16 protein-coding genes are annotated in these 14,957 nt (G+C 63.5%); all 16 read left to right on the top strand.

Features of this window, described 5'->3' with window-relative positions:
- The 16 genes from ACMGG8_RS28470 to ACMGG8_RS28395 all read left to right on the top strand — a co-directional run bounded on the left by ACMGG8_RS28470 (position 1) and on the right by ACMGG8_RS28395 (position 14,827).
- On the top strand, positions 1 to 606 hold the full coding sequence (locus tag ACMGG8_RS28470) for a phage tail protein I (RefSeq protein ID WP_108544492.1): 606 nt from the start codon (positions 1 to 3) through the stop codon (positions 604 to 606).
- The gene (locus ACMGG8_RS28465) at positions 603 to 3,065 is read left to right on the top strand and encodes a phage tail protein (protein ID WP_414158832.1); all 2,463 of its coding nucleotides are present in this window, start codon (positions 603 to 605) and stop codon (positions 3,063 to 3,065) included. The genes ACMGG8_RS28470 and ACMGG8_RS28465 overlap by 4 nt, the downstream gene beginning before the upstream one ends.
- An 11-nt stretch (positions 3,066 to 3,076) precedes the next feature.
- A complete protein-coding gene (locus ACMGG8_RS28460; RefSeq protein ID WP_414158831.1) occupies positions 3,077 to 3,505 on the top strand; it encodes a phage tail assembly chaperone in 429 nt (142 codons plus the stop codon).
- 101 nt (positions 3,506 to 3,606) lie between these two features.
- Positions 3,607 to 4,773 (top strand): phage tail sheath family protein, encoded by a 1,167-nt coding sequence (locus ACMGG8_RS28455; protein ID WP_060842615.1) that lies wholly within the window; start codon positions 3,607 to 3,609, stop codon positions 4,771 to 4,773.
- A 12-nt stretch (positions 4,774 to 4,785) separates the two neighbouring features.
- A complete protein-coding gene (locus ACMGG8_RS28450; RefSeq protein ID WP_016965333.1) occupies positions 4,786 to 5,295 on the top strand; it encodes a phage major tail tube protein in 510 nt (169 codons plus the stop codon).
- A 12-nt stretch (positions 5,296 to 5,307) separates the two neighbouring features.
- Positions 5,308 to 5,613: a phage tail assembly protein gene (locus ACMGG8_RS28445; protein WP_414158830.1), complete on the top strand. Its 306-nt coding sequence runs from the start codon at positions 5,308 to 5,310 to the stop codon at positions 5,611 to 5,613.
- A 141-nt stretch (positions 5,614 to 5,754) separates the two neighbouring features.
- A complete protein-coding gene (locus ACMGG8_RS28440) occupies positions 5,755 to 8,310 on the top strand; it encodes a phage tail tape measure protein (RefSeq protein ID WP_414158829.1) in 2,556 nt (851 codons plus the stop codon).
- A 9-nt stretch (positions 8,311 to 8,319) separates the two neighbouring features.
- The gene (locus ACMGG8_RS28435; RefSeq protein WP_060842618.1) at positions 8,320 to 9,165 is read left to right on the top strand and encodes a phage tail protein; all 846 of its coding nucleotides are present in this window, start codon (positions 8,320 to 8,322) and stop codon (positions 9,163 to 9,165) included.
- Positions 9,140 to 9,346, top strand: a complete 207-nt coding sequence (locus ACMGG8_RS28430; RefSeq protein WP_047302087.1) for a tail protein X — start codon at positions 9,140 to 9,142, stop codon at positions 9,344 to 9,346. The genes ACMGG8_RS28435 and ACMGG8_RS28430 overlap by 26 nt, the downstream gene beginning before the upstream one ends.
- A gap of 61 nt (positions 9,347 to 9,407) precedes the next feature.
- A complete protein-coding gene (locus ACMGG8_RS28425) occupies positions 9,408 to 10,451 on the top strand; it encodes a phage late control D family protein (protein WP_108544501.1) in 1,044 nt (347 codons plus the stop codon).
- A gap of 104 nt (positions 10,452 to 10,555) precedes the next feature.
- On the top strand, positions 10,556 to 11,707 hold the full coding sequence (locus tag ACMGG8_RS28420) for a glycosyl hydrolase family 18 protein (RefSeq protein ID WP_414158828.1): 1,152 nt from the start codon (positions 10,556 to 10,558) through the stop codon (positions 11,705 to 11,707).
- 162 nt (positions 11,708 to 11,869) lie between these two features.
- On the top strand, positions 11,870 to 12,445 hold the full coding sequence (locus ACMGG8_RS28415) for a hypothetical protein (RefSeq protein ID WP_060837794.1): 576 nt from the start codon (positions 11,870 to 11,872) through the stop codon (positions 12,443 to 12,445).
- A complete protein-coding gene (locus ACMGG8_RS28410) occupies positions 12,442 to 12,624 on the top strand; it encodes a DUF2635 domain-containing protein (RefSeq protein ID WP_047302105.1) in 183 nt (60 codons plus the stop codon). The genes ACMGG8_RS28415 and ACMGG8_RS28410 overlap by 4 nt, the downstream gene beginning before the upstream one ends.
- Positions 12,624 to 14,120, top strand: coding sequence for a phage tail sheath subtilisin-like domain-containing protein (locus tag ACMGG8_RS28405; protein ID WP_414158827.1), 1,497 nt, complete (start codon positions 12,624 to 12,626; stop codon positions 14,118 to 14,120). The genes ACMGG8_RS28410 and ACMGG8_RS28405 overlap by 1 nt, the downstream gene beginning before the upstream one ends.
- 66 nt (positions 14,121 to 14,186) lie before the next feature.
- Complete coding sequence (locus tag ACMGG8_RS28400; RefSeq protein ID WP_016965085.1) at positions 14,187 to 14,534, top strand: phage tail tube protein; 348 nt, start codon at positions 14,187 to 14,189, stop codon at positions 14,532 to 14,534.
- Positions 14,531 to 14,827: a phage tail assembly protein gene (locus ACMGG8_RS28395; protein ID WP_041116251.1), complete on the top strand. Its 297-nt coding sequence runs from the start codon at positions 14,531 to 14,533 to the stop codon at positions 14,825 to 14,827. The genes ACMGG8_RS28400 and ACMGG8_RS28395 overlap by 4 nt, the downstream gene beginning before the upstream one ends.
- The last annotated feature ends 130 nt before the right edge of the window (positions 14,828 to 14,957 follow it).

Here is a 14,957-nt window from a genome sequence, read left to right as displayed (position 1 = left end):
ATGACCAGCCTATTGCCGATCAATAGCACGCCGCTGGAGCGCGCCCTGGAGGCGGCCGGTAGCGGTGACAGCGCCATCATGCTGCGCACCCTGTACGACCCGGCGACCTGCCCGGTGCATCTGCTGCCGCAACTGGCCTGGGCCTGGTCGGTGGATCGCTGGGACCCGCGCTGGTCCGAGACGGTCAAGCGCAACGCCATTCGCGCCTCCTACTTCATCCACGCCCGCAAAGGCACCCTCGGTGCGCTGCGCCGGGTGGTGGAACCGCTGGGTTACCTGATCGAAGTGGTCGAATGGTGGCAGACGGTCCCTGAAGGCGAACCGGCCACCTTTGCCTTGAAAGTCGGGGTGCTGGATACCGGCATCACCGAGGAGATGTACCAGGAGTTGACCCGGTTGATCGACGACGCCCGGCCGGTCAGCCGGCACATGACCGGCCTGGCCATCAGCCTGGAAACCTCCGGTGTCATCGGTTACGGCGCCTACGTGGATCAAGGCGAAGTGCTCGACGTTTATCCCCCGACACCCCGCGACATTGAAGTGACCGGCCGTTATGGCCAGGTCATGTGTATTGATGAAACAGACACCCTGGATGTGTACTCATGATTGATTCCAACAGTCAGTTCTTCGCCATCCTCACGGCAGTGGGCGAGGCGAAACAGGCGAATGCCACGGCCCTGGGCACGTCCTGGACCTTCAAGGAAATGGCGGTCGGCGATGCCAACGGCACCGACCCCATCCCGAACAAGGCCCAGACCAAGCTGATCAACGAATGGCGCCGCGCCCCGGTCAACCAGGTGCGCACCGACCCGGCCAACCCCAACATCATCATCACCGAGCAGGTGATCCCGCCTGATGTCGGTGGGCGCTGGATCCGCGAGATCGGCCTGTTCGACGCCGACGGCGACCTGGTGGCGGTGGCCAACTGCGCCCCGAGCTTCAAGCCCCTGCTGGCCCAGGGCACCGGCAAGACCCAAGTCATCCGCATGAACTTCATCGTCGCCAACACCGCGCAAATCGTGTTGAAGATTGATCCTGCTGTGGTGCTGGCGACTCGCGAGTATGTCGACAGTGCGGTGATCGAGGCCCTGGCCAAGCTGGACTTCAAGCACTCGGCGCTGGTGGCCACCACCGCCAATATCGCCTTGAGCGGAATTCAGACCATCGACGGCGTGCTGCTGCCGGCCGATGCCCGGGTGCTGGTGAAGAACCAGGCCCAGGCCAAGGACAACGGGCTGTATGTGGTGTCGTCGACGGGCGTCTGGACCCGTGTCCAGGATGCTGACACCAGCCTGGAGGTCACCCCCGGGCTGTTCGTCAGCATCGAGAAGGGCACGGTCAACGGCGACAGCGTCTGGCAGTTGGTTACCGACGGGCCGATTGTCCTCGGCACCACGCCGCTGGCCTTCGAGATGGCCATCGGGCGAACCGGCATCAGCGCGGGCTCCTATGCCAACGTCACGGTCGACAAGTACGGCCGCGTGATCGCCGGGACCAACCCGAGCACCCTGGCCGGGCATGGCATTACCGACACCTACACCAAGGCTGAGATCGAGTCGATTGTGGCGCAGTCGTCATCGTTGCCGGTGGGCTCGATGGTGGCGTTTCCCAGGGCCAGCGTGCCGCCGGGGTTTCTGGAGATCGATGGCAGTGTGCAGAGCATTGCGGCTTATCCAGACCTGGCGGCGTATCTGGGGAGCACTTTCAACAAGGGGGATGAGGGGGCTGGAAACTTTCGCTTGCCCGAGTCTCGGGGCGAGTTCCTGCGGGGGTGGGATCATGGGCGTGGGGTGGATGCTGGGCGGGAAATTGGAAGTCGGCAAGATGCGTCGATTGTCTCAGCAGGCGATGCGGTAGTTTCAGGAGTAAGCGTTGTAGCGTTTTACAATGATCTCAATGATGACTCTGCAGCATTCAGGGCGCGGCTGAACTCTGATGGGACTCCGACGGCTCTACCAAATGTTCAGTACGTTGGGACCGGGGCAAATATTAGTGGTCCCGGTATAGCTTCTGCAATGTACGTCCGCCCACGCAACCTGGCGGTCATGTGGTGCATCAAAGCCTGGAACGCACCCATCAATCAGGGAAACATCGACGTAGCAGCGCTGGTAAAGGAACTGGCCGCACTCAAGTCTGCACACCCTGTCGGTGCCATCATTCCATTTCCCAAGGGTGAGGTTCCACCGGGCTATCTTGAACTTAACGGTAGCGTGCAAAGCATTGCCGCTTATCCCGATCTTGCGGCTTATCTCGGGACCACCTTCAACAAGGGCGATGAGGGTGCTGGAAACTTCCGATTGCCTGAGTCTCGGGGGGAGTTCTTGCGGGGATGGGACCATGGGCGCGGTGTGGATGCTGGGCGTGCTCTTGGCACTTGGCAGGCTGATGAGTTCAAGTCGCACACTCATCCAATCGGTAATCAAAATACATACGGCAGCGGCGGGTCTTCTGGGCCGTTGCACAACGGAGCGAAAGTTGGAGAACTAACCCAGCCAACCAGCCCGACTGGGGGAGCTGAAACCCGTCCGCGCAACCTCTCTGTCATGTGGTGCATCAAAGCCTGGAGCGCGCCCGTCAATCAGGGGAACATTGACATTGCGGTTTTGGCCCCGCTTGCAGCTCAAGCGACTGAGAACAATCAGGGGACCGCAAAAGTCGGAACCCAGACTCAGGTGAATGCTGGTACTGATGACTCAGTGATGGTGACGCCGAAAAAGCTGCGGTGGGGTTTCTCCTTCTCGTTCGCGCAAAATGGTGGAATCTTTTTGCCATTCTGGCTGGGCGGGCTGGTGATTCAGTGGGGAGTGATTATCACCACAGGCGGCAGAACAGGTCCGTTTGGAAACTTCGCTTTTCCCTTCGCTTTCCCGACAAGCGTGCTTTCACTCATAGGCTCATCAGCAGCGAACAACGCCAATAGCGGGCTTGATCTCGCGGCAAGCGGTATTCCAATTGTTGCATTTGACTCTGTGACTACCACTGGTGCGCGCTGGCGAACCGATAGCAACAACGGCACAAATATGGCGAACGGAATCCCTGTCCGCTGGCTGGCCTTCGGCTACTGATAAGGAGTGATATGTACAGGCTATATAGCAAAACAACTCAAACGACTTATGTCCCTGGTTTGCACGTATCAATTCCGGAGGACGCGATCGAAATCTCTGATGATCTGTACTTGGCAGTTATTGGCAATCCGGCTCCCGGCAAGATCCGTGCGCACGATGAACGAGGCCTACCGTATCTTGTAGATGCGCCAGTTGTTGAGCGTGATCTTTCTGTAGAAGAACGGATATGGCGCGATGCAGAGTTGACATCTGTCATGTGGCTACGCGAACGTCACCGTGATCAGCTCGAAATTGGGACCGCCACCACGCTGACAGGTGACCAGTTCAATGAACTGTTGGTGTACATACAAGCCCTACGCGACTGGCCCCAATCCCCGGACTTTCCACAAGCCGAGCATCGTCCAGTAGCCCCATCCTGGATCGCCGAACAAACCCAGTAAACGCCCCGCACCGCCGGGGCGTTTTGTTTCCCGCTTCCCACCAATCAATCATCCCTACGAGCCCCCTTCACCCGGGGCTTTTTCATGTCTGGAGTTTATCCATGAGTGGTTTTTTCCACGGCGTTACCGTGACTAACGTCGACACCGGCACGCGCACCATTTCGCTGCCGTCGTCTTCGATCATCGGCCTGGTGGACACTTTCACCGAAGGCCCGACCGCCGCTGCCAAGGCCAACGATCTGCTGCTGATCACCAACGAGCGCGAGGCCATTGCCGCCTGGGGCCCGGATGCGGCCATCACCAAGGCCTGCCAGGCCATCTACCAGCGGGCCAAGGCGGTGATCGTCGCTTGTGGCGTGGCCAAGATGACCGACGCGGCCGAGCAGACTTCGGCGATCATCGGCGGGGTGCTGGCCGACGGCAAGCGTACCGGTCTGCAGGCGCTGCTGGACGGCAAGAGCCGTTTCAACGCCCAGCCACGTCTGCTGGTCACCCCCAAGCACAGTTCGACCCTGGCCATCGGCACCGCCCTGGTGGCCCTGGCGGACAAGCTGCGTGGCCTGGCCATTCTCGATGGTCCCAATACCACCGACGAAGCGGCCATGGCCTACGCCAAGAACTTCGGTGCCAAGCGCGCCTATATGGTCGACCCGGGTGTTCAGCACTGGGACAACGGCGCCAATGCCACCGTCGATGCGCCGGCCTCGGCCTGGGTTGCCGGTCTGTTCGCCTGGACCGACAACGAGTACGGCTTCTGGGCCTCGCCGTCGAACAAGGAGTTCGTCGGCATCACCGGCACCAAGCGGCCGATCGAGTTCCTCGACGGCGATGAAACCTGCCGCGCCAACCTGCTGAACAACGCCAACATCACCACCATCATTCGCGATGCGGGCTTCCGCCTGTGGGGCAACCGCACGCTGTCCAGCGATCCGAAGTGGGCCTTCGTCACCCGGGTGCGGACCATGGACATCGTCATGGACGCCATCCTCTTCGGCCACAAATGGGCCGTGGACCGCTCGATCACCGCGACCTACGTCAAGGACGTCACCGAGGGCCTGCAGGCCTTCATGCGTGATCTGAAGAACCAGGGCGCGATCATCAATTTCGAGGTCTACGCGGACACCGAACTGAACACCGCCAGCCAGTTGGAGCAGGGCAAGGTGTACTGGAACATCCGCTTTACCGACGTGCCGCCCGCCGAAAACCCCCACTTCCGGGTCGAGGTCACCAACCAGTGGTTGACCGAAGTCCTCGACCAAGCCGCTTAAGGAGCCCCCGCAATGGCAATGATTCCCGAAACCCTGGCGAACATGAACCTGTTCGTCGATGGCATCAGCTTTCAAGGCGACGTGCCGAGCCTGACCCTGCCCAAGTTGACCCTCAAGACCGAGGAACACCGTGTCGGCGGCATGGATGTGCCGGTGGAACTGGACATGGGCATGGAGAAGCAAGAGGCCGGCTTCACCACCACCGGCGTGCGCCGCGAGTCGCTGAAGATGTTCGGCCTGGCCGATGGCAGCGGCTTCAACGGTGTGTTCCGTGGCGCCTTCAAGGGCCTCAAGGGCAAGGTCACTCCGGTGATCGTCACCCTGCGCGGCCTGCTCAAGGAGGTCGACATGGGCGACTGGAAATCCGGCGACAAGGCCGAGATCAAGCACAACGTGGCCCTGACTTACTACAAGCTGGAAGTCGACGGCCGCCTGATCTACGAGATTGATGCCCTGGGCATGAAGCGCGTGATCAACGGCGTCGACCAGCTCGCCGCCCAACGTTCGGCCCTGGGCCTGTAAGGAAGACACCCCATGTCTCAAGCAAGCGACAAGACCCCGAGCTGGATGACCCTGAGCAGCGACAGCGTGATGGTGGCGCTGAGCAAGCCGGTGGAGATGAACGGCGTGGTCTGCGACCGGCTCACCCTGCGGTCGCCGACGGTACGTGATGTGCGCGCCGCCAGCGCCGCCGGTGTGGGGGACGATGAACAGCGCGAGCTGATGCTGTTTGCCAGCCTCGCGCAAATCAGCACCAAGGACCTGGAGAGCATGGCGCTCAAGGACTATCAGCGCCTGCAGGCCGGCTATTTTCGCCTGGTGCAAGACGACGAGCTTTGATCCGGCGGTGATGAAGGTGGCGGCGAAACGGCTCGCTCGCGAGCTGCATTTTTCCGCCGAGGAAATCATGACCATGGGCTTTTCCGACATGGTCTGGTGGCTCACGGATTGAGCCCGTCACCCAAGGAGCAGGAGAAGCACATGGCGAACAAGCTGGTATCGGGGTTGGTGGTAGTGGGTACTGCCCTCAGTTCGACCTGGGACGCCGCCTTCAAGACGATGGAAGGCCGGATCAAGCAGCTGGAGCAGCAGGGCAGCAAGGCCAGGGTGCTGGAGAAGACCCTCGGCCAGACCCTGCGCCTGCAGGATGAATGGAAAAAGGCCCATGACACCGGCGCCGCTTCCGCAGCCGGGCTGTTGCGCCGGTTGGAAGAGAGCCGCAACGGGCTGCGCCAGCAGGGTATTGAGGTGCACAAGCTGCGCCAGGAATATCAAGCGCTGGGCAAGGTGGCCCGCGGTTCTGAGCTTCAGGCTCGTGGGCTGCAGCAGGTCGCCCAAGGCAAGGCCGACTTCAAGGCGGCTTATGGCTGGGCAAAGTTTGGCGTCGATAAACTGCGCGCCCCGGTCAAGATCAGTGCCGATTATCAGGCGCTGATCCGCGACATGGCGATCAAGGCCAATGTGGTCAACCAGCCTCAGGAAGCGCAGCTGAGCCGCACGGTGATTCAGACATCCCGTGACACGGGCATGGCCCGTAACGATGTGGCGGCCCTGGTGAGCCAGATGATGGCCAGCGGCATGTCGCTGGACAAGGCACAAGGCTACACAGGGCTGGCCGCCAAGTTTGCGGTGGGGCAGGGCGCGAGTGTCGACGACACGGCGAAGCTGATGCGGGCCCTGGAGCTGAAGGCCGGGATCAGCGATCCCAAGGTCATGGAGCAGGCTCTTGAGGCCATCGCCCTGCAGGGGCAGGCCGGCAATTTCGAGGCGGCCGACATGGCGCGCTTGCTCCCGGCGCTGCTCAAGAGCGCGAGCGCGGAAGGACTCACCGGTATGGAGGCGGTGAGTCAGTTGGGGTCCATGCTGCAAGTGCAGATGAACACTGCGGGCAGTGCTGATCAGGCCGCTGGCCAATTGCAGAACTGGATCGAGAAAATCGGCTCCAGTGAGGCGGTCAAGGCTTATGAAGACGCCGGCATTGATTATCAGGCTTCGCTGAATACCGGTATCCAGAAGGGCATGTCGAGCCTGGAGGCGAGCTTTGCCCTGGCCATGCGTTACGTCAGGGCCATCGACCCGGGCAAGGCGGCGAAGATGGCCGAGGCCCAGGCGCAGATCAGCCAGGAAACCGACCCGGCCAAGGCCAAGGCCATGCTTGAGGCCCTGGAAGAGTCCCTGCGCACCGGTGACCTGTTCACCGATATGCAGATCAAGGCGGCCTTGCTGGCCCAGACCCAGGGCCGGCAGCAGTACGAGCAGGTGAAGAAGGACTCGTTGAGCGCCTCTGGCGTTCTCGCCAGGAACCTCGCGGAGCGTCGAGAAGCCTCCAAGCAGTTGTGGGCTGAAGCAGGTTTAGCCATCGATGAAGGCCAGCGGGTCGTGGGAGAAGCTCTGCAACCGGTGACGGATCTGGTGGCCAAAAGCATCACCGTGGTGGTCGGCAAGCTGACCGAGCTGGCGGAGCACAACCCATCGTTGGTGCAGGGTGTGGTCGCTTTGGGCGCCGCGTATGTCGCGGTGCAAAAGCTCATGGCGGTCTACACCATGGGCAAGGGCCTGATCAATGTCCTGCGGGGTGGGTTGAAGGTTGACCCCAAGGCGGCAAAGCGAGCGCCTGGCCTCAGTGCGGGAGGCATTGACTGTTGCGAGCCCATGATCGACTGCGGCTTGGACAAGCAACGCCGTCGGGGCCGTGGTGGGCGTAAGGCTGACAGGCGCAGGCCACCTGCGAGGGGGGCGGGCATTCAAGGTGGCAAGAGCCCTTTGACGCCCAGTGGTCTGGAAAAACTGCCCAGAGGGGCGGTCAGGTCTGGCGTGGCCGGTGCCGCACTGAAAGGCGCTGGCTCTGTGGCCAAAGGGTTCGCACCTTTGCTCAAGGGCGGCGCGATCCTATCGGTGCTCGGTGCCGGTTTCCAGGTTGCGGACACCTATCTGAATGCCAAGACCCAGGATGAAAAAGCCGAAGGCTATGGCGAGGCGGCAGGCAATCTTGCAGGCGCCGCTGCCGGAGCAGCAGCAGGGGCCGCCATTGGTTCCGTGGTGCCGGTCATCGGTACTGTTATTGGTGGGCTGGTGGGCGGTGCCCTGGGCGCTTGGGGCGGTTCTGCCGCAGGTGGCGCCTTGGGCAAAAAACTGTTCGGCTCCGACGACTCGCTCAAGCAAATGCCCGCTGCCGGTCCGCTGATGATGCGCAATGCCGGGCAGAACATCCCGCCGGTGATGGGCGATATCGCCAAGTCCTTCCAGTCGGGCCAGACGCCTCCGCTGATGGGCCAGGCCGCGCGTTTGCTGGCCAGCCCGGCACCGTCGGCGTCGAGCCTTTCGCTGAGCAATCCCCCGGAGCCGTTCAAATCGGCGGCGCCCCCGGCAATCGAACAGCAGTTCAGCTTCGCGCCTTACCTGTCGATCTCGGTCCAGGGCGATGTCAGGGATCCGGCGCAACTGGCCCGGGAGCTGGAACCCTATCTGCGCTTTCAGTTCGACGAATACAGCCGCCAGGCGGCGGGTCGTCAGTTGTTCGACGCGGCACACGTTTAAGGAGGCGGCATGGCCTATATGGAACAGCTGCAATCGGGGCTCACGTCCCTGGTGGCGGCAGCGGAGGCGGGGCGACGCAGCGCCGATGAAATGCTGGGGCCGATGAACGGTGCCATCAGCGACATCACCGGCGCCGCCTCGGAGCTGGAAAACCTGCCCTGGGTCGGCCCGGTGCTGGGCGCCAAGCTGCAACGCACGATGCGCAGCATCGGCGCGGCGCAGTCGGCGGTGGGTGAGGTCGCGGCCAAGTACAGCCAGGCCGTGACCGTGGCGGGGCAGATGCAGCAGCGTCTTGGCGCCTTGCAGGAGCAGGTGGCCAAGGCCGGCGCGGCGATCAACCGCATCGGCGGGCAGATCAGTCCGGCCCTGGGCAATATCTTTCCTTCCGGCGCGCTGGCGCCCCAGGCCACCCCGGCGGCGGAGGCGGTGAAACCCTTCCCGCACCTGCTGATCCTGCAGCCCTTGGGGGCCGCGGCCGAGCCGTTCTACTTCAACCTCGACACCGCGGCCTTCGATGAGCTGCGCCGGCAAACCGGCTTTCGCTGGGCGGCCCAGGAGCGCCTGAGCCGCAGCATCGCGCAGCAGGCAGTGGGGCAGGGTGACGACAAGATCTCCCTCAAGGGCGCGATCTTTCCCGGGTTCAAGGGCGGGCTGGGGCAGTTGCAGGCGTTGCGCAGCATTGGCCGGCGCCTGCAGCCCCTGAGCCTGACCACGGGCTACGGCGAAGTGCTGGGCACCTGGTGCCTCACCAGCATCGACGAGGAACAGAGCCACCTGCTGGCGGGCGGCATTCCCCGCAAACAAGGGTTTTCACTGGAGTTTGTGAGCTATGGCAACGACCTGCAGAACCTCTGACGGCGATCTGCTCGACACCCTGTGTCATCGCTACTACGGGCACCTCAATGGCAGCGTCGAGGCGGTGCTGGATGCCAACCAGGGCCTGGCCGACGAGCCACAACCCTTTCGGGCCGGGGTACTGATCCTGCTACCGGAGCTGCCGATCCGCACAGAGGCGATGGTTCAGCTATGGGACTGACCTGGCCTCCACTCAACAGACCCCGCTGCGTGCGGGGTCTTCATTTTCTGGAGCACAGGCCATGACCCCGGTCTTTCGCATCCTCGCCGATGGCCGCGACATCACCGCGCAGATCAATGACCGGCTGCTGACCCTGCGCACCCTGGACAAGCCGGGCATGGAAGCGGACGAGTTCGAACTGCGCATCGACGACCGTGACGGTGCGGTCGCCTTGCCCGGTCGTGGCGCCGCCATCGAAGTGTTCCTCGGCTATGCCGGGCAGGCATTGACTCGCCTGGGGCGCTACACGGTGGATGAAGTGGTGGTCAACGGGCCGCCGGATTCCATCGAGATCCGCGGCAAGGCCAGCGACATGCGCGGCAGTGGCAAGACCACCCGCAGCGGCAGTTGGGAGAACGTGGCGCTGGCGCAGATCGTCCGCGATCTGGCGGCCCGCAACGGCTGGCAGCCGGTCTGTCCGGTGGCGACCAAGGTGCCGCGGATCGACCAGCTCAACGAGTCCGACTTCAACTTCATCACCCGCCTGGCCCGGCAGTACGACTGCACCGCCAAGGTGGCCGAAGGCAGGTTGCTGGTGCTGCCCCGGCAGTCCGGGTTGAGTGCCAGCGGCAAGGCCCTGGGCGTTGTCAGCCTCAGCCGCCGCGACGTCAGCCGCTATCAGTTCCGCCTCAGTGACAGCAGCACCCACAAGGCGGTGCAGACCAAGCACCAGGACCCGAAGAGCGGCACGCTCAAGGTCATCGACCTGGGCAACAGCGACTCGCCGGCCAGCGTGCCGGCGGTGCACACCGATCGGCACCTGTACCCCAACAAGTCCGCCGCCGAGCAGGCGGCCAAGGCACGTCTGGCCGCCTTCAACCGCAGCAGCGCCAGCCTGCGCCTGGAAATGCCCGGGCGTACCGATCTGTTTGCCGAGCGCCTGATCAATGCCCAGGGCTTCAAGGCCGGCCTGGACGGCGAGTACCTGGTGGACTCGGTGGAGCAACTGTTCAACCCGTCGGGGTGGAGCACCACGGTCGAATGCAACGGCGGCAAGCAAGGCAAGGCCAAAGCCAAGGCCAAGAAAACCCCCGCCAAAAAACCACTCAGGGTGGTGCAGCTTTGACGCTGCGTCAGCCCCGCGAGCTTTGCCGTGGCCACCCCATGTGCAGCGTTGCGCTGCAACCCACTCTGCCTTTTCAAGTACGCGGACAATCCGCAGGAGTAGTCATGAACCCAGGCATCAGCAGCCCGGCCTCGAAGCGAGGCCTGCGCTTTCTGTTCCAGACATTGATCGTCGGCTGCAGCTTGCTGCTGGCGGCCACAGCCCATGCCGGGCCCTTTGTCCTGGCCTACACCGACGGCCAGGTCGAAGCCTCCTACAGCAACCTGCAAGCGTTCCACGGCAACCTGTCCGCAGTGGGCCTGGGCAGCATCTACGGGCTGACCGTCACCGGCCAGTTGCACCAGGAAGGGATGAACCCGACCAGCGAAAACATCATTCGCTTCGCCCAGTCCAAATCGCTGCCGCTGTACCCCACCGTGTCCGACTACAACCAGGGCATTGCGGATTTCGACCCGGCCATCTCCCACTCCATCGTCAACGACAAGACCTTGAGTGCCGGCAGCATCAAGCAACTGGTGAGGCTGGCCAAGGAGGGCGGTTTTGCCGGGATCAACCTGGACTTCGAACAGGTCGAACCGAGGAATGCCAAGGCGTTTTCCGCCTATGTCAAAGCCCTGGGCAACGCCCTGCATGCCAGCGACAAGAAACTGATCATCAGCGTTCCGCCCAAGTCCAGCGACCGCGAGCCCGAGTACCTGCAAGGCTACGACTACAAGGCCCTGGGCGCGGCGGTGGATTACGTCCAGGTCATGACCTACGACCAGGTCGGCCCCGGCTGGAGCAGCGGCGGTTTCCATGACGAAGTCTGGCCCGGCCCGGGCTCCGGCGCCGACTGGCAACGGGCTGTGCTCGGCTACGCGGTATCGCGAGTCGCGCCGGGCAAGGTCCTGGCCGGGCTGCCGGCCTACGGTCAGGACTACAGCATTGGCAACCGGGTGCACTGGTCGGCCTATCGGGAAATCATTGCCGAGCACCGCGCCGTCACCCACCGGGACGCCGCTTCCGCAACGCCTTACGCCACCTGGGGGCCGGTCAAGAGCTTCGCCGATGGCGTGGAGTGGACCCCGGAGCGCGCGCAACCGGTGCTCTGGTACGACGATGCTACGAGCATCAAGACCAAGACCGCGCTGGTGACCAAGCTGGGCCTGGGTGGTACCAGCGTCTGGGCCATGGGCTATGAAAATGCCGAGTTCTGGACGGCGCTGCAGGCGGGGCTCAAGGCCGGTGCTGAGCTGTTGTCGGCGGGGCGGGAGTGACGGCTCGGATCGGCTCTGCAGCCGTCGGTCACAGATCCCGCCAGCAACCTGGGGCAGCGGTTCCCGGCGCTTGCTGCAAAACCCGTTGCGACGGGTTTTTTCATGCCTCCAACAATTCAGCCTCGCCGTTGCCTTGATGAATCCCGTTCCAGGAGTCTTGTGATGAAACTCACGGCTGTTCTCGATCAGCTACAAGCACAGTGCCCGAGCCTTGCGGGGCACATCGTTGTTGGCAGCGATGCCGCAACCGGCGCTGGTGCATCAACCCCGGTTGCCTATCTGGCGCCGGTCAATGATCTGGCCAGCGCCAGCGCCGGACAAAACATCATTCGCCAGACCATCCGCGATCGTTTTGAAGTGGTTCTGGCACTTGGCGCCACCGACCCCACAAAAGCGCTGAATCCGCTGCACGACCTGCGCGCCGAACTCTGGCGCGCCCTGGTCGGTTTCAAACCCGGCGCCGAGTACAACCCGATCCAATACGACGGCGGTGAACTGGTGTCGTTCGACGCCACCCGCCTGCTCTACCGCCTGCGCTTCTTCGCCGAGTTCCAGCTGGGGCGCAACTTGCCCGGGCAGCCGGCGGAAACCTGGCATGAGCGTGAACTCGACGGCCTGCCGTCCTTTACCGGGGTCACGGTGCGGGTCGATGCCATCGATCCGGCGGACCCCAATCTGCAACGTCCAGGGCCCGACGGGCGCCTGGAGCTGACTTTTTCAGGAGAGCTGAAGCAATGAGCAAACGCATCACCGTGCTGCCGGTCGCTGGCCGTGCCGTACCGGACCCGGAAGCAGGCGATCTGCTGCCCGCCTCCGGCCGTGAAGTGCCGGACAACGCCTGGTGGCGCCGGCGTCTGGCCGATGGCGATATCACTAGCAAGGCCGTGAAAGCGGCGAAATCTCAAGGAGCCAAATAATGGCGATCGGTTTCAGCAATATCCCGGCGGACATCCGTGTTCCGCTGTTCTACGCCGAGATGGACAACTCGGCGGCCAATAGCGCGTCGTCGGCCATGCGCCGGCTGATCGTCGCCCAGGTCAATGACAATCAGACCGGCGACGATCTCGGCAAGCTGGTGCTGGTGTCCAGCGTGGCCCTGGCCAAGAGCATCGGCGGGCAAGGTTCGATGCTCGCCTCGATGTATGAAACCTGGCGCAAGACCGACCCGGTGGGCGAGATCTGGTGCCTGCCGCTGCACAGCACCGAGGGCAGCGTGGCCAAGGCCGAGCTGAAGCTCACCGGTAGCGCCAGCGCCGCCGGCCTGCTCAATCTGTACGTCGGCGGTGTGCGGGTGCAGGCCTCGATCGTCAGTGGCGCCAGCGCTGCCCAGGCGGCCAGCGCCCTGGCGCTGAAGGTCAACGCGGCGGTGGAACTGCCGGTGACCGCGGCGGCGGTCGACGGCACGGTGACCCTGAGCGCCAAGTGGACCGGCGACAGCGGCAACGACATCAGCCTGCAACTCAATCGCCTGGGCAAGAGCAATGGCGAAGAAACCCCGGCCGGCCTGACCCTGGTGCTGGGCAAGATGGCCGGCGGCACCGGCGTGCCGGATCAGGTCGCGGCCCTGGCGGCCCTGGGCGACGAGCCGTTCGAGTTCATCTGCATGCCCTGGACCGACACCGCCAGCCTCAATGCCTGGCAAGCGGTGATGGACGACAACACCGGCCGCTGGTCCTGGGCCAAGCAGCTGTTCGGCCATGTCTACAGCGCCAAGCGCGGCAGCGTCGGCACCCTGGTGGCGGCCGGTCAGGCGCGCAACGACCAGCACATCACCATCCAGGCCCTGGAAACCGGCGTGCCCCAGCCCGTGTGGGTTCAGGCCGCAGCCCTGGCAGCGCGGACCTCGGTGTTCATCTCCGCCGACGCCAGCCGTCCGACCCAGAGCGGCAGCCTGCCGGGGATCGACCCGGCGCCGGCCAGCGAACGCTTCACCCTCACCGAGCGTCAGTCGCTGCTCAGCTACGGCATCGCCACCGCCTACTACGAAGGCGGCTACATGCGCATTCAGCGGGCGATCACCACCTACCAGAAGAACGCCTACGGCCAGGCCGACAACTCCTACCTGGACAGCGAAACCATGCACCAGTCGGCGTTCATCGTGCGTCGCCTGCAAAGCGTGATCACCAGCAAGTACGGGCGCCACAAGCTGGCCGCCGACGGCACCCGTTTCGGCGCCGGCCAGCCGATCGTCACCCCGAGCACCATTCGCGGTGAGCTGATCGCCCAGTACGCCAAGCTGGAGCTGGAAGGCCATGTGGAGAACGCCGACCTGTTCGCCGAGCACCTGATCGTCGAGCGCGACGTGCAGGACCCGAGCCGGGTCAACGTGCTGTTCCCGCCGGACTACATCAACGGCCTGCGGGTGTTCGCGCTGCTCAATCAATTCCGCCTGCAGTACGACGCCGCGGCCTGAGCCGGACCTGCATCACTGCGTTTTTTCAGCCCGCCTTGAGCGGGCTTATTTTTTGGGAGAAACATCATGGGTCAACTGATTGCGGGCACCTGCTACGTCAAAGTGGACGGCGCTCAACTGACCATCAGCGGCGGCTGCGAAGCACCGCTGATGGCCGTCAAGCGGGAAACCGTGGTTCCGGGTTTCTACAAGGAAACCGACCTCACCCCGTCGTTCAAAGTCACCGCGCTGCACACCCCGGACTTTCCGCTCAAGCAACTGATTGCCGGCTCCGACATGACCGTCACCTGCGAGTTCGCCAACGGCAAGGTCTACGTGCTGGCCGGCGCCTACCTGGTGGACGAGCCTATTGCCAAGGGCGACGACGCCAGCATCGAGCTGAACTTCGAAGGGCAGAAGGGGACCTGGCAATGAGCAATGCCGTGAAGCTGCAGGTGCCGATCGAAGCCCACGGCGAGCCCCTGGCCGAACTCACCCTGCGCCGTCCGACGGTGCAGGAAGTGCGGGCGATCAAGGCGCTGCCGTACAAGATCGACAAGAGCGAAGAAGTCAGCCTCGACATGGACGTCGCGGCCAAATACATCGCGGTCTGCGCCGGTATTCCACCGTCCTCGGTGAACCAGCTGGACCTGGTGGACCTCAACGCCCTGAGCTGGGCGGTGGCGAGTTTTTTCATGAGTGCGGCATCGCAGCCATCGCCGACCTGATCGCTGTCGCCTATGACCTGGCCTGGTTCTGGAAGGTCGACCCCGAACAGATGATGGCCAGGCCACTGGATGTGCTCCGGGAATCCCTGGAGCACGCGCAACGGATCAATGCGATGCAGCAGGTGCAGTG

This window comes from Pseudomonas sp. BNK-45 (genome assembly GCF_047456255.1).
Lineage (GTDB): Bacteria > Pseudomonadota > Gammaproteobacteria > Pseudomonadales > Pseudomonadaceae > Aquipseudomonas.
Note: the sequence above shows the minus strand (reverse complement) of the source record. Positions and strands in the feature narration are given on the sequence as shown.